Origin of the sequence: Brevundimonas sp. TWP3-1-2b1 (assembly GCF_049896165.1) — a bacterium.
In the GTDB taxonomy this organism is placed as follows: Bacteria; Pseudomonadota; Alphaproteobacteria; order Caulobacterales; family Caulobacteraceae; genus Brevundimonas; species Brevundimonas subvibrioides_B.
This window is the reverse complement of the sequence record NZ_JAFCTT010000018.1, coordinates 45,962-59,666: the sequence shown is the minus strand read 5'-3', so window position 1 is coordinate 59,666 and position 13,705 is coordinate 45,962. Positions and strand designations below refer to the sequence as shown.

At 68.7% G+C, this 13,705-nt stretch carries 14 protein-coding genes; 5 read left to right on the top strand and 9 right to left on the bottom strand.

The window, feature by feature from the left end; translation table 11 throughout:
• The first annotated feature begins 83 nt into the window (after nt 1-83).
• Both ACP7AB_RS15140 and ACP7AB_RS15135 read left to right on the top strand, forming a co-directional pair.
• Complete coding sequence (locus ACP7AB_RS15140; protein WP_425992698.1) at nt 84-2,657, top strand: TonB-dependent receptor; 2,574 nt, start codon at nt 84-86, stop codon at nt 2,655-2,657.
• 159 nt (nt 2,658-2,816) lie between these two features.
• Nucleotides 2,817-4,502 carry an alkaline phosphatase D family protein gene (locus tag ACP7AB_RS15135; protein ID WP_425992700.1) on the top strand — a complete coding sequence of 562 codons (1,686 nt, stop codon included), beginning with the start codon at nt 2,817-2,819 and terminating at the stop codon, nt 4,500-4,502.
• A 1-nt stretch (nt 4,503) separates the two neighbouring features.
• On the opposite strand, the gene ACP7AB_RS15130 is transcribed toward ACP7AB_RS15135, so the two are convergent.
• Nucleotides 4,504-4,794 (bottom strand): YciI family protein, encoded by a 291-nt coding sequence (locus tag ACP7AB_RS15130; protein WP_425992702.1) that lies wholly within the window; start codon nt 4,792-4,794, stop codon nt 4,504-4,506.
• A gap of 117 nt (nt 4,795-4,911) precedes the next feature.
• On the opposite strand from ACP7AB_RS15130, the gene ACP7AB_RS15125 reads away from it, so the two are divergent.
• Nucleotides 4,912-5,145 carry a hypothetical protein gene (locus tag ACP7AB_RS15125; RefSeq protein ID WP_425992703.1) on the top strand — a complete coding sequence of 78 codons (234 nt, stop codon included), beginning with the start codon at nt 4,912-4,914 and terminating at the stop codon, nt 5,143-5,145.
• Nucleotides 5,146-5,182: 37 nt separating this feature from the next.
• Here the strand turns inward: ACP7AB_RS15125 and hutI are convergent, their stop codons facing one another.
• Genes hutI through ACP7AB_RS15110 form a run of 3 tightly spaced genes read right to left on the bottom strand, consistent with a single transcriptional unit; the run spans nt 5,183 to nt 8,009 of the window.
• Nucleotides 5,183-6,388, bottom strand: a complete 1,206-nt coding sequence (gene hutI / locus ACP7AB_RS15120) for an imidazolonepropionase (RefSeq protein ID WP_425992705.1) — start codon at nt 6,386-6,388, stop codon at nt 5,183-5,185.
• Nucleotides 6,385-7,275 (bottom strand): agmatinase family protein, encoded by an 891-nt coding sequence (locus ACP7AB_RS15115; protein WP_425992707.1) that lies wholly within the window; start codon nt 7,273-7,275, stop codon nt 6,385-6,387. Before ACP7AB_RS15115 ends, hutI begins: the two co-directional genes overlap by 4 nt.
• Before the next feature lie 2 nt (nt 7,276-7,277).
• Nucleotides 7,278-8,009, bottom strand: a complete 732-nt coding sequence (locus ACP7AB_RS15110) for a UTRA domain-containing protein (RefSeq protein ID WP_425992709.1) — start codon at nt 8,007-8,009, stop codon at nt 7,278-7,280.
• 91 nt (nt 8,010-8,100) lie between these two features.
• On the opposite strand from ACP7AB_RS15110, the gene hutU reads away from it, so the two are divergent.
• Together hutU and hutH are read left to right on the top strand one after the other, a co-directional pair.
• The gene (gene hutU, locus ACP7AB_RS15105) at nt 8,101-9,768 is read left to right on the top strand and encodes a urocanate hydratase (protein ID WP_425992711.1); all 1,668 of its coding nucleotides are present in this window, start codon (nt 8,101-8,103) and stop codon (nt 9,766-9,768) included.
• A 2-nt stretch (nt 9,769-9,770) separates the two neighbouring features.
• Complete coding sequence (gene hutH / locus ACP7AB_RS15100; protein WP_425992713.1) at nt 9,771-11,300, top strand: histidine ammonia-lyase; 1,530 nt, start codon at nt 9,771-9,773, stop codon at nt 11,298-11,300.
• Nucleotides 11,301-11,386: 86 nt separating this feature from the next.
• Here the strand turns inward: hutH and ACP7AB_RS15095 are convergent, their stop codons facing one another.
• From ACP7AB_RS15095 to ACP7AB_RS15075, 5 genes are read right to left on the bottom strand one after another with little or no spacing between them, the layout of a single operon-like run.
• On the bottom strand, nt 11,387-11,833 hold the full coding sequence (locus tag ACP7AB_RS15095; RefSeq protein ID WP_425992715.1) for a chemotaxis protein CheE: 447 nt from the start codon (nt 11,831-11,833) through the stop codon (nt 11,387-11,389).
• Nucleotides 11,830-12,429, bottom strand: a complete 600-nt coding sequence (locus tag ACP7AB_RS15090) for a response regulator (RefSeq protein WP_425992717.1) — start codon at nt 12,427-12,429, stop codon at nt 11,830-11,832. The genes ACP7AB_RS15095 and ACP7AB_RS15090 overlap by 4 nt, the downstream gene beginning before the upstream one ends.
• 4 nt (nt 12,430-12,433) lie before the next feature.
• Nucleotides 12,434-12,775, bottom strand: a complete 342-nt coding sequence (locus tag ACP7AB_RS15085; protein WP_425992719.1) for a hypothetical protein — start codon at nt 12,773-12,775, stop codon at nt 12,434-12,436.
• Nucleotides 12,775-13,314: a chemotaxis protein CheD gene (locus ACP7AB_RS15080; RefSeq protein ID WP_425992790.1), complete on the bottom strand. Its 540-nt coding sequence runs from the start codon at nt 13,312-13,314 to the stop codon at nt 12,775-12,777. The genes ACP7AB_RS15085 and ACP7AB_RS15080 overlap by 1 nt, the downstream gene beginning before the upstream one ends.
• Complete coding sequence (locus ACP7AB_RS15075) at nt 13,314-13,703, bottom strand: response regulator (RefSeq protein WP_425992720.1); 390 nt, start codon at nt 13,701-13,703, stop codon at nt 13,314-13,316. Before ACP7AB_RS15075 ends, ACP7AB_RS15080 begins: the two co-directional genes overlap by 1 nt.
• Nucleotides 13,704-13,705 lie beyond the last annotated feature (2 nt).

Here is a 13,705-nt window from a genome sequence, read left to right as displayed (position 1 = left end):
CCAAGCGTCACCGCTCCATCACCGCCGCGTCGCTCGGGCGCCGCCAAGCCTGGCTAGAGAGCAGGACAGCAACAGGGGCTGTCATGTTCAATCGCACTCATTCCAGAACCATCCTTATGGGCTGCGCCGCCGCGTGCGCGCTGGCCACCTCCGCCAACGCCCAGGTGTCGGACGACCAGACGTCCCAGCTGGAAGAGGTGATCGTCACCGCCCAGCTGCGCGCCCAGGATCCGATCGAGGTTCCGTTCGCCCTGACCGCCTACAGCGGCGAGTTCCTCGACGGGCTCGGCGTTCAGGACTTCGAGGAGCTGTCGGCCTTCGTGCCCGGCCTGCTGGTGCAGAACCAGTCGCCGAATAGCCCGGGCTTCGTGATCCGGGGCCTGACCTCGGACTCGACCGGCGCGTCCGATGAGCCGCGCGTGTCGATCTACCAGGACGGCGTCTCCATCTCGCGCGCGCCGGGCGCCTTCGTCGAACTGTTCGATGTCGACCGGGTCGAGGTCTCCAAGGGTCCGCAATCGACCCTGTACGGCCGCGGCGCCCTGATCGGCGCGATCAATGTGATCCAGACCAAGGCCGATCTCGACGGCTTCGCCGCCGAGGGCCGCGCCGCCATCGGCAACTACGACTACCGCATGGTCGAGCTGATGCTGAACGCGCCGGTCGGCGACACGGCCGCCTTCCGCTTCGCCACCCGCATGAAGACCCGCGACGGCTACGTCGAGAACCTGCTGGACGGTCGCGACTACAACGGCGTCGATACCCAGGCCTTCCGCGCCCTGGCCGCCTTCGAGCCGACCGACGCCCTGCGCGTCGACGTGATCGCCAACTACCAGCAGGACACGCCCTCGGGCGTCAGCTTCCGCTCGATCTACTACAACCCCCAGGACCCGAACACGGGCGCTGTCCTGAGCACCGATCGCGATCCGGGTTCGCCCGCGGCCCTGACGGCGGGGTCGAACATCCCGGGCGGCAGCGAACTGGGCATCGACCGCGAAGTCTGGGGCGTCACCGGTCTGGTCCGCTATGACCTGTCGGACAGCCTGACCCTGAACTCGGTCAGCGCCTATCGCACCTTCGAGACGGCCGAGACCTTCGACCCGGACGGCATCTCCCTGCCGATCCTGACCGGCATCGGCATCTCCGACGGCGAGCAGTGGAGTCAGGAGCTCCGCGTGAACTGGGACAACGGCGGCGCCTTGTCGGGCTTCGTCGGCGCCAGCTACTTCCGTGAGGAGAACCAGTCGTCCTCGCCGATCGAGATCGACGAACGCCTGGCCCTGGCCCAGCTGGCCGGCATCCTCGACGGCACGCCGCTGGCCGTCCTGCCGACCGCCCTGCCCCGCTCGGTCTATGCGTCGCAGGCCTTCCTGCAGCCGCTGCTGGCCGGCCTCGGCATCCCGACCGCGGCCCGCGCCGGGATCGCCAACAACCTGAAGGCCAGCCACATCGAGACGGCGGCCACCAACACCGAGCTGCAGTCGTTCGACGTCTTCGGCGACCTGACCTGGAAGCCGACCGACCGGCTCGAGTTCGCCGCCGGCGTTCGCTACACCTCGGATGAGAAGACCACGGCGTTCGGCTCCTCGGTCCTGAACGGCCGTTCCATCGCCGGCGGCCTGCTGGCCCTCCAGCAGGTCCAGGGCCAGATCAACGCCCTGATCGCGGTCGGCACCCCGGCCGCCCTGGCCCAGGCAGGCGCGCTCGGCGCCTTCGCCAACGGCCTGGTGATCCAGCTGGCCACCCCGGGCGCCGCCAGCGCGCCCGCGTCCGCAGCCTTCCCGCTGTTCGGCCTGACCTTCCAGCCCACGGCCGGCAACGGCAACGTCACCGCCCGCGATCTGGAGGACGACGGCCTGACCTACCGTCTGACCGGCCGCTATGCCGTCTCGGACGACGCCAGCCTCTACGCCACCTACGCCCGCGGCCGGCGCCCGGCGGTGCTGGCCGTGACCGTGCCGTCCACGCCCTTCGGCGCGCCTAACTTCACCGAGGTTCCGGCCGAGACCGTCGACAGCTACGAAGCCGGCTTCAAGTCGGCCCTGATGGATCGCCGCGTCCGCCTGGACGGCGCGGTCTATTTCTACAGCTATGAAAACTTCCAGACGACCGAGCAGGTCGGCACCCAGTTCATCACCACCAATGCCGGTGAAGCCGAGGCCTATGGCTTCGAGGGCCAGGCCAGCTGGATGGCGAGCGACTGGCTCGATCTGTTCGCCACCTATGGCTACAACCACGCCCGCTTCCAGACGGGGGCCCGCAACGGCAACCGCCTGCGCCTGTCGCCCGACCACCGCGTCTCGGTCGGCGCCCTGGTGACCCTGCCCGTCACGGGCGGCGCCTTCGAAATCCAGCCGACCTACAGCTGGCAGTCGGAGGTCTTCTTCGACGACAACAATGACCGCCGCGACCTGCAGACCACCGGCTTCGTGCCCGACCGGATCGTCGACGAGTTCCAGGACAGCTACGGCCTGGTCAACCTGCGGGTCCGCTATGTCCCCGACGGCGCGAACTGGTCGGTCGAGGCGTTCGGCGACAACCTGCTGGACGAAGCGTTCATCAAGGACGCCGGCAATACCGGCGACAGCCTGGGCCTGCCGACCTTCATCGCCGGCGAGCCCCGGACCTACGGCGCGACCGTCAGCGTCCGGTACTGAACGTTTACTTCCGTGCACCCCGGCAGAGGCCGGGGTGCAGATCACGAATTCCGTTGCCTGCCTGAGGTGACGCGAAACCCTCACATCCGTGTGTGAATCTGGATCCCGGCCTTCACCGGGATGCACGGTGAAGAAGACGACCATTCCCGGAGAGCCCTGATGAAAATCGACCGTCGCGGCCTGATCACCGGTATCGGAGCGGGCGCCCTGGCCACCCCTGCTCTCGCCGCCCCGGCGCACAGCCCGGCGGTCGCCTTCCTGCATGGCGTCGCATCCGGCGATCCCTACGCGCATTCGGCCGTCTTCTGGACCCGCGTGACACCCGCCGACGCCTCGGGCGCCGATATCGAGGTGACGCTGGAGGTCGCACGCGACGCCGGTTTCTCCGACAAGGTGCGCACCGCCTCCGGCCTGCGCGCCCGCGCCGCGCGCGACTTCACCGTCAAGCATGACCTGGACGGTCAGGGGCTGGAGCCCGGGGCCGAGTATTTCTACCGCTTTATCGCCGGCGACGTCGTTTCGCCCGTCGGCCAGATCCGCACCCTGCCCGAGGGCGTGACGCCCGACGTCGTCCTCGCCGTCGTCTCCTGCCAACTGTATCCCGGCGGTCTGTTCAACGCCTATGACGCCCTGTCGAAGGAGCCGCGGCTCGACGCCGTCGTGCACCTGGGCGACTACATCTACGAATACGGTGCGGCCCCCGACGACTACGGCCTGTCCACCGGAGCGGCCCTGAGCCGCATTCCCCAGCCGCCGCACGAGATCCTGACGCTCGAGGACTATCGGCTGCGTCACGCCCAGTATAAGTCGGACCCCGATCTTCAGGCCGCCCACGCCCGCGCCGCCTTCATCTGCGTCTGGGACGACCACGAGGTGGCCAACGACGCCTGGTCCATGGGGGCCGAGAACCATACCGAAGCGACCGAGGGCGACTATGCGGCCCGCAAGGCCATCGCCCTGCGCGCCTACTACGAATGGATGCCGATCCGGGAGCCGCGCGCCGGGCTCGATCTCGACGCGATCAACCGCAGCTTCGAGTTCGGCGACCTGGCGACCCTGGCCATGGTCGAGACGCGTCTGACGGCGCGCAACAAGCAACTCGACTATGCCACCGACATGCCGATGGTCGACGGCGTGCCCGACCTCGTCGCCTTCAATGAGACGCTGAACGCCCCGGACCGGGACCTGCTGGGCGATGCGCAGCGGAACTGGCTGAAGGGCATGCTGGCGGCGTCGAAGTCTGCGCACAAGCCCTGGCAGGTGCTGGGTAATCAGGTCGTGATGGCCCGGGTCATGGGGCCGGACGTCACCAAGATTGCGTCGGAGGCGCAGATCGAGGGGATGATTGCCGGCCTGCCCGAGGCGGTTCAGGGCGGGCTTCGCCAGATGATCCAGCTCTACAAGCTGGGCGTGCCGTTCGGCCTCGACAGCTGGGACGGCTATCCGGCGGGTCGCGAGCGGCTCTATGCGGCCTTCAAGGAGGCCGGGGTGCAGCCGATCGTCCTGGCCGGCGACAGCCACGCCTACTGGGTCAATGACCTGAAGGATGCCGCCGGCGAGCGTCGCGCGGTCGAGTTCGGAACCAGCGCCATCTCCAGCCCGTCGCCCGGCGACGCCGTTGCCCCCCTGCCGCTGGGGCCGCTGCTGTCGGCCAACAACGACGAGGTCGTGTTCTGCGACCAGACGGCCAAGGGCTATGTCCTGCTGACCCTGACGCCCGAGCGGGCGGAGGCGAAGCTGCAGACCGTCTCGACCATCCTGGCCAAACCCTATGTGGCGCGCACCCTGTCGACCTGGGTCGTGACCCGGGACGCGGACGGCGTCACCGGGCCGACGCGGGCCTGATCTATTCCCAGGTCAGAAGCCGCAACGGCGTCACTTCGACCGTCACCCAGACGCCGGACGTCGTGTAGGGCTCCTGCGCCACATAGGCGTCGGCGGCCGCGCGGTCGGGAAACTCTCCGATCATGGCCGATCCGATCGGCGACCCGGCGTCGTCCAGAAGGGCGCCGACCTCGATGACCTCGCCCGCGGCCCGGCGCGCCTTGAGGCCTTCGATGTGAGCGGGACGCGCGGCCTGGCGGCGGGCCGGCGCGTCGGGGTCATGACCGTCGCGGGCGATGATGAGGAACTGCATGTGTTCTGGACCCTGGTGTGCATCCCGCTGTCGAGGGGAATGCCGATCCGGGCGGTGTAGCGCGCAGCACGCACACATGACAGCGGAACGGCGGTCTCTGCCACGGCGACCCCACGCGTGGTCCAGGTGCTGGAGTCACAGCAGGGGTTCTGCCCCCCCGGACGGACTCAGCTCGCAGACATCGCCGGTACGGTGCCGGCCCTCGAAGCCCCTGCGCGCCGCGCCGGGCCGCTCTGGTCGCGCAACCATGACCTCGTTACCGGCCTGCGGATCTTCGGCGACAAGAACCAGATGATCGATGACAACGTGAACGATATCTCGATCGGTCGGCGCGCCGCAGAGCGCGCTTGACGCCTTTGTGGTCTGGAATCCCGCCCATCCGGGCTGATCAGGCCGGGCCGCCCGCCACATAGCGTGAATGCAGGATCGGCTTGCCGAGCCAGTAGCAGAGCTCGGCCGGACGTGTGACGTCCCACACCGCCAGGTCGGCCGCCTTGCCGACCTCAAGCGTGCCGATCTCGTCAGCAAGACCCAGCGCCTTCGCCGCATGGCGGGTCATGCCCGCCAGCGCTTCCTCCGGCGTCAGACGGAACTGGACGCAGGCCAGGGTGAGCGCGGCGGTCATCGAGGCGACCGGCGAAGTGCCGGGGTTGCAGTCGGTGGCCACGGCCATCGCCACGCCGTAGCGACGCAGCATCTCGATCGGCGGCGGGGTCGTCTCTCGCAGCATCAGATAGGCGCCGGGCAGCAGGACGGCGACGACGCCGGCCTCGCCCATCGCCCGGACGCCCGCCTCGCTGGAGTGTTCGATGTGGTCGGCGGACAGGGCGCCGTAGCGGGCCGCCAGCGCCGCGCCGCCGCCGTCGGACAACTGGTCGGCGTGGAGCTTGACCGGCAGGCCGAGCGCCTTCGCCTTCTCGAACAGGCGCGAGACCTCGGCGTCGGAGAAGGCGATGGGTTCGCAATAGGCGTCGACTGCATCGACCAGTTCCTCTGCGTGAGCGGCGGGCAGGATGTCGTCGATGGCGAGGTCGACATAGGCCGAGCGATCGGCCCGATGCTCCGGCGGAACGGCGTGAAGACCGAGGTAGGAGGTGCGGACGCGGACGCCGGCCTCTCGCCCGATGCGACGGGCGACGCGCAGCATCTTGAGTTCGGCATCGCGGTCGAGGCCGTAGCCGGACTTGATCTCGACGGCGGTGACGCCGGTCGCCTTCAGGCCCTCCAGCCGCGACAGGGCGGAGGCGTAGAGATCGTCCTCCGACGCCGCGCGGGTCGCGGTCATGGACGAGACGATGCCGCCGCCGGCGCGGGCGATCTCCTCATAGGTGGCGCCGTTGAGACGCTGTTCGAACTCGCCCGAACGGTCGCCGCCGAAGACGAGATGGGTGTGGCAGTCGATCAGGCCCGGCGTGACCCAGCGGCCGTCGAGCCGGTGAATTTGCACGGCATCGTGCGGGGGCTGATCAGCGCGCGGCCCGACCCAGGCAATGCGACCGTCACGGATCAGCAGCGCCGCGTCCTCAATGGCCCCGTAGGGCTCCCCACCCTCGACCATGGTGGCGACACGACAGTCGGTGATGAGGGTGGTCATCGCGTTTCGAACCCGGCCAGCAATTCGCAGAACCAGCGTCCCGCCGTCAGGAAGCCGAGATCGCCGATCTCCAGCGACGGATCGTATTCGGTCAGGTCCACGGCGCGGACCTTTGGATGGGCGCCGATGACGCGCGTGGCGTCGAAGAAGTCGTGGACCGAAACGCCGCCCGGGCGGGCGCCGGGACTTGCCGGCCACTGGCTGCGGTCGATCACATCGATGTCGAAATCGACGTAGAGGACGTCGCAGAGGGCGGACAGTCGCTCCAGTTCCTCGGCGACGACGGAGGCCAGACCCCGCTCGCGGCACTCCCGCGCCATGCGGACGCTGATGCCCGCCACCCTGGCCTTCTCATGAGCGCGGCGGGTGTTGGCGAAAGGGGCGAGACCCACCTGGCTGATGCGTTTTCCGTCCAGGCCGTCGTCGAGCAGGGCCTGGATCGGATTGCCGTTGGTCAGGCCCTGGTCCGTATCGCGCAGGTCGAAATGGGCGTCGAGCGTCAGCACCCCGACGCGGTCCAGACCCAGGCCATGGACGCCCGGTCGGGTAATGGCGTTGTTGCCGCCGACGAGGATGGTCAGGCCTCGGTGCGCCTGGGCCTTCACCGCGTCGCGCACGGGGCTGAAGGCGTCGGCGGGCGACACCGCCTTCAGCGGCACATCGCCTGCGTCGTGCACCCGCAGGCCCAGCTCCCTGCCGGTCTCGACGTCATAGGTGGACAGGCGCGGCAGGACGGCCCGCAACGCCTTCGGACCGAGGTCGCAGCGGCCGGGCGTCAGCGACCGTTCGTTCAGCGGCGCCCCGATCAAGGCCACGGGCGCTTCCGGATGATCTCCGACCAGATCCGCGACGGAGCGCCAGCCGAGAGCTTCTGACGTATGGCTCATGATCATCCCTTGGTCGGAGAAAAGCGCGCCACCAGATCATAGGCGGCGCCGGGGAAGGTTTGGAAAGCCCAGGTCACGCCGAGGCCGTCGCGCCAGGTGCGACGCTCAAGCCTCAGACAGGGGGCGCCGTCGGCGAGGCCCAGCCGCGCGGCCGCGTCGCCCTCGGCCCCCACGGCGGCGATGCGGTGCTCGGCCTCGGTCCAGGGCATGTGGGCCAGGAGCCATCCGCCGGGCGGCTCGGTCGAGAAGTCCGCCGTCTCGGCCTCGGGCGCCGTCTCCAGTGCGATCAGCCGGCGCTCGAAGGCGAACGGCAGGCCGTCGGCCAGATGCAGGGTCTCCAGCTCAATCACCCGGACGCCGAGCCCCGTCTCGTCGGGCCGCGCCGGACGCACGACGCGGGTGAGCAGACGGTGCTCGTAAGCCATGCCACGGCCCTCGACCTCGGACCGGATGTCGGGAATGGCCAGCAGCGCCGAGGAATGGACGGGCGGCGGGGCGACGACGGTGCCGGCCCGCTTGCGGCGCATCAGCAGACCGCGCGCGGCCAGGTCCGAAAGGGCGCGCGACACCGTCATCCGGGCGCAGCCGTACTCGGCCATCAGGGCCGTCTCGGTCGGGACGCGGAAGCCTGGCCGCCACTCGCCCGAGGCGACACGACGCTCGATGTCGCCGGCGATCCGGCGGTGAAGCGGTTCAGGCGTTTGCGGCTCAGGGTTTTGCGGCGCGTGATCCATGCGCCGAACGTGCCGCTTGCCTCAGTTAATGTCTAGACATAACACTGCGGACCACGACAGACGGCCTGCTGCAGGCCGCATGGAGGACTCGATGACCGCCACGCGCAACACCCGTATCGTCCGTGCCCCACGCGGGATCGAGATGACGGCCCGGACCTGGGCCGCTGAGGCGGCGCTGCGGATGCTGATGAACAATCTCGACCCCGAGGTGGCCGAGCGGCCGGAGGACCTCGTCGTCTATGGCGGCATCGGCAAGGCGGCGCGGGACTGGGCCAGTTTCGACCGGATCGTCGAGAGCCTGCGCGCCCTGGCGCCGGACGAGACCCTGCTGGTGCAGTCGGGCAAGCCGGTCGGGGTGTTCCGGACGCATGAGGACGCGCCGCGCGTGCTGATCGCCAACTCCAACCTGGTGCCCAAATGGGCGACCTGGGAGCATTTCAACGAACTCGATCGCAAGGGCCTCATGATGTACGGCCAGATGACGGCCGGGTCGTGGATCTACATCGGCACCCAGGGGATCGTTCAGGGGACCTACGAGACCTTCATGGAGGCAGGCCGCCAGCACCATGGCGGCGACTGGTCCGGCAAGTGGATCCTGACCGCCGGTCTCGGCGGCATGGGCGGGGCCCAGACCCTGGCCGCGACCATGGCCGGCGCCTCCTGCCTTGCCGTCGAATGCCAGCGCAGCCGGATCGAGATGCGGCTGCGCACCCGCTACCTCGATGTCATGGCCGAGACCCTGGACGAGGCGCTCGCCCTGATCGAGGAGGCGGGACGTATCGGCAAGCCCATCTCCGTCGGCCTGCTCGGCAACGCCGCCGAGATTCTACCGGAGATGGTCCGGCGCGGCGTGCGGCCCGACCTCGTCACCGACCAGACCAGCGCCCACGACCTCATCAACGGCTACCTGCCCGCCGGCTGGACCGTGGCCGAATGGGAAGACAGGCGCGTTTCCGACCCTGCCGCCGTCGAGGCGGCAGCGCGCCAATCCTGCGCCGTCCATGTGCAGGCCATGCTCGACTTCCAGGCGGCGGGCATCCCGGTCACCGACTACGGCAACAACATCCGTCAGGTCGCCTTCGATCAGGGCGTGGCCAACGCTTTCGACTTCCCGGGCTTCGTGCCGGCCTATATCCGCCCGCTGTTCTGTCGCGGGATCGGACCGTTCCGCTGGGCCGCCCTGACCGGCGATCCGGAGGATATCAGGAAGACCGACGCGGCGATGAAGACGCTGTTTCCCGACAACGCCGGCCTGCACCGATGGCTCGACATGGCCGGCGAGCGGATCGCCTTCCAAGGCCTGCCGGCGCGCATCTGCTGGATCGGTCTGGGCGACCGGCATCGGGCCGGTCTGATGTTCAATAACATGGTCGCCTCGGGCGAACTGAGCGGCCCGATCGTCATCGGCCGGGATCACCTCGACAGCGGCTCCGTCGCCAGCCCAAACCGCGAGACCGAAGCGATGCTGGACGGCTCGGACGCCGTGTCTGACTGGCCGCTGCTGAACGCCCTGCTGAACACCGCGTCGGGCGCGAGCTGGGTGTCGTTGCATCACGGCGGCGGGGTCGGCATGGGCTACTCCCAGCACTCGGGCGTGGTCATTGTCGCGGACGGCACGTCGGAGGCGGCGAAGCGGCTGGAGCGGGTCCTGTGGAACGACCCGGCGACGGGCGTCATGCGCCACGCGGACGCTGGCTATGAGATCGCCCGCGCCGCCGCGCGCGAGCATGGCCTGAACCTGCCAAGCCTGAAGGCCTGACCATGACGAAGATCATCCTTGGCGCCGAACCACTCACACTCGCCCAGTTGCGCGTCGTCCTCGACGGTCCGATGACCGTCGATCTCGCCCCCGCAGCCTGGATCGATGTCGACAAGAGCGCCGCCACCGTCGCCGCCATCATCGCCGAGGGCCGCACCGTCTATGGCATCAACACCGGCTTCGGCCTGCTGGCCAGCACCTCGATCGCGCCCGGCGATCTGGAGACGTTGCAAAAGAACCTGGTGCTCAGCCATGCCTGCGGCGTCGGTCCGCTGCTGGACGACGCGGTCGTTCGCCTGATCCTGGTCTTGAAGATCGCCAGTCTGTCGAAGGGCGCCTCGGGCGTCCGGCGCGAGACGCTCGAGGCGCTCATCGCTCTGGTGAACGCCGACGTCCTGCCCTGTATTCCGTCCAAGGGTTCGGTCGGCGCCTCGGGCGATCTGGCCCCATTGGCCCATATGTCCTGCGTCCTGATCGGCGTGGGCGAAGCGCGGCATCGGGGCGAGACGCTCGATGCCGAGGCGGCCCTGGCGCGGGCCGGACTGTCGGTCCTGACCCTGGGGCCCAAGGAAGGCCTCGCCCTGTTGAATGGCACCCAGTGTTCGACGGCGCTGGCGCTGGCCGGTCTGTTCGCCACGGAGGCCGCCTTCGCCGCCGGGATAGCGGCAGGGGCCCTGTCGGTCGATGCGCTGATGGGATCGGACGCGCCGTTCGATCCTCGCATCCACGCCTTGCGCAACCAGCCCGGCCAGATCGATGTCGCCCGGACCCTGCGCGCGCTCATGGTCGGAAGCGCCATTCGCGACAGCCATCGCGAGGGCGACACCAAGGTTCAGGACCCCTACTCCCTGCGCTGCCAGCCCCAGGTCATGGGGGCGGTGCTGGATGTGATCCGCAGCGCCGCCGCGACGCTGGAGCGCGAGGCCAATGCTGTGACCGACAATCCGCTGGTCTTCATCGAGGACGGCGACGTGATTTCCGGCGGCAATTTCCATGCTGAACCCGTCGCCTTCGCCGCCGACCAGCTGGCCATGGTCCTGTGCGAGATCGGCAACATCTCGGAGCGCCGAACCGCCATCCTGGTCGACCCCAAGATGAGCGAACTGCCCGCCTTCCTTGTGCGCGAGAGCGGGCTGAACTCCGGCTTCATGATCGCCCAGGTGACCGCCGCCGCCCTCGTCGCCGAGAACCGGATGATGAGCCATCCGTGCAGCATCGACACCGTCCCGACCTCGGCCAATCAGGAGGACCATGTCTCCATGGCCACCCATGGTGCGCGGCGCCTGCTGGAGATGGCGGAGAACACCGCGACCGTCGTCGGCATCGAGCTTCTGGCCGCCGCCCAGGGCATCGAATTCCGGCGTCCGCTCAGGAGTTCGCCGGCGCTGGAAGCAGTGTGGTCGATCGTGCGGGAGGCGGTCGCCGCCTATGACAGCGACCACTATTTCGCACCCGACATCGCCCGCGCAACCGATGGGGTGCGGGCCGGTCGTTACCGTCAGTTCGCGGCGGAACTTCTGCCCTCGACCTGACCTTGCGCCGCGCCCCCTCCGGGCCTGGAGCCGGGCTCTGGAACAGGGTCCGGGGAGACCGGAGGGTCCGCCGCGAGGGAGACTCCCTAGCGGCTCTGGGTGATCGAGCGCAGGCCGGCCAGCAAGGTCTCGCTGGTGCGTCCGACGCGGCATCCGCTCGCGAGGATCAGGCGCAACGCCTGGGTGTGGACCCGGATCGACGGCCAGTGCCAGGTCTCGGCCTGGAGCATCCGGTCGGAGACCTCGCACAGACTGTAGGCCGCCTGGAAGAGCGGGCCTGTGTCGAAATAGCCCGCCACATCCACGATCGACGATGCCAGGGCGTAGACGCGCGGTCCGGCATCGATGGCCGCCTCGGCGCAAAGGGCGTCGAGGGCGTCCAGCGTTGCGACCACGGCGGCCATGGCGTCGTCGCGATGGGTTTCCAGCCTGGCGGTCGCCTGCCGCTCGAGGTCGCGGACCTGGCTGCCGCCCGGACCCTGAAGTTGCAGCGCCAACGGGCTCTTGATCTTAAACGTCCGGGCTTCGCTCACAGTGCGACCTTCATCGGCTTCATCATCATATCGATAGAGGACTGATCCATGTTCGCCTCGGTGGCGGCGCCGACGTGTTCGGACAGATCGCCGCTACGCCGGCCCGGCATTCCCACCGGCGGACCCAGGCTGCGCACGCGACGATCCGGCCCCACATAGGTGTCGCATTCCACCAGGTTCCGCTCGTCGGCGCCCAGCCACAGGATGCGCTGCAAGAGCACGTTCGGCGTCAGCGGCTTGGTGACAACGAAGCTCGCCCCGCAGTCGCGCCCCTTCCGCACCTTCGACTGGGCGGCGTGTCCGGTCAGCAGGATCACCGGCGTGTAGCGTACCGGTGGCTTGGTCTCGCGCCGCAGCCAGCGCGTGAAGTCATAGCCGTCCATCTCCGGCATCGAACAATCGATCAGGACCAGATCGACGTCGCGCGTCTCCATGATCGACACGGCCTCGGGCGTAGACCCGCACTTGATCTGCAGCTTGACCCCGAAGCCGTGGAAGATCGAGCTCAGCATATCGAGCGAATTCTGATTGTGATCGACCAGAAGCACTTTCGAGCGCGCCAGGTTGACCCGGTCCAGGGTGGAAGGACGCGGCATGGCTTCAGTCGAACAGGGTCAGTTCGCCGGATGGCGCGGACATCGAGGGACGGATACCGGGGTCACCGACGAGACGGTCATAGAGGTCCGAAAGGGTCAGGGCGTGCAGGGCCGTGGCCAGAGGCGTGCCGGCGCCCAGGGCGGCGGCGAGACCGCTGAGTCCGTCGAGGCGCTGGATCAGGAGGTCGAAATCCTGGACGCTGGACATGGCCTCGGCGCGGCGCTCGGCCGGGCAGTCCGTCATCAGCTCGGACGTCAGGTCCGCGAGGTCTTCGAGACGCTCCCGGATTTCCGCCAGTTCGTTGGAGACGGCGACCAGCAGGTCGCGGCTTTGGGACTGGGACATCAGAACAACTCCACGGCGCCGGTAGCGACCGGTTCGATGCGGGGGGAAGCCTGGACCGGCACATGGCCGTCCGTGACAGCGCGTTGCAGGGCCCGCCCGGTGGCGGGCCAGTAGTGAAGCCGGCGACCGCCCGGGCCACGCAGGCTGCCGCCGACGACGGGAATGCCTTCATCGCGCAGGAAGCGTTCGGCGAAGTCGGCGTTCTGCAGGCCGACGTCGCGCAGACTGTCGAACATCCGGCCGCCGCCGAACAACTTGGCCTCCAACCGGTCGCGACGCGCCCCGGCCTTCATCACATCGTTGATCAGCAGTTCCATCGCATAGGCGCCGTAGCGGCGGCCTGCGTCAGTGCCAGCCCCCGCGCCTTCCGGCAGCAGGAAGTGATTCATGCCGCCGACGCCGGTGTCGGGATCGCGCAGACACATGGCCACGCAGCTGCCGAGGATGGTGGTCAGCATCACGTTCCGGTCGGACGTCACATGGTGCTCGCCCTGGCCCACGTGGATTCGCTGTTCGGTCGCCAGGGCCTCGGCGGACATCATGTCAGGGGGCCGAACACGCCTTCCAGCTTCTCTTTCAGCTGGGCGACGGTGAAGGGTTTGACCAGGTAGTTGTTGACGCCGAACTGAACAGCGCGCTGGACCAGTTCCTTGTCGGCCCGGCCGGTCAGCATGATGAAGGCGGCGCCCTGGGTCGGCGGGTGCGAGCGCACGGCGCGGAGCAGGCCGAGCCCGTCGAGCTTGGGCATGTTGAAGTCGGAAATGACCAGGTGCGCGGGTTTGGTGATCATCTCGCGCAGGCCGGCCTCGCCGTCGGCCGCCTCGCGGAACTCGCGAAAACCGATCTGTTGCAGGCTGGTGCGGATGAGGCTGCGCATCGACATCTGGTCGTCGACGATGAGGACTTCAATGGCGGAAGCGGCGGGCATTA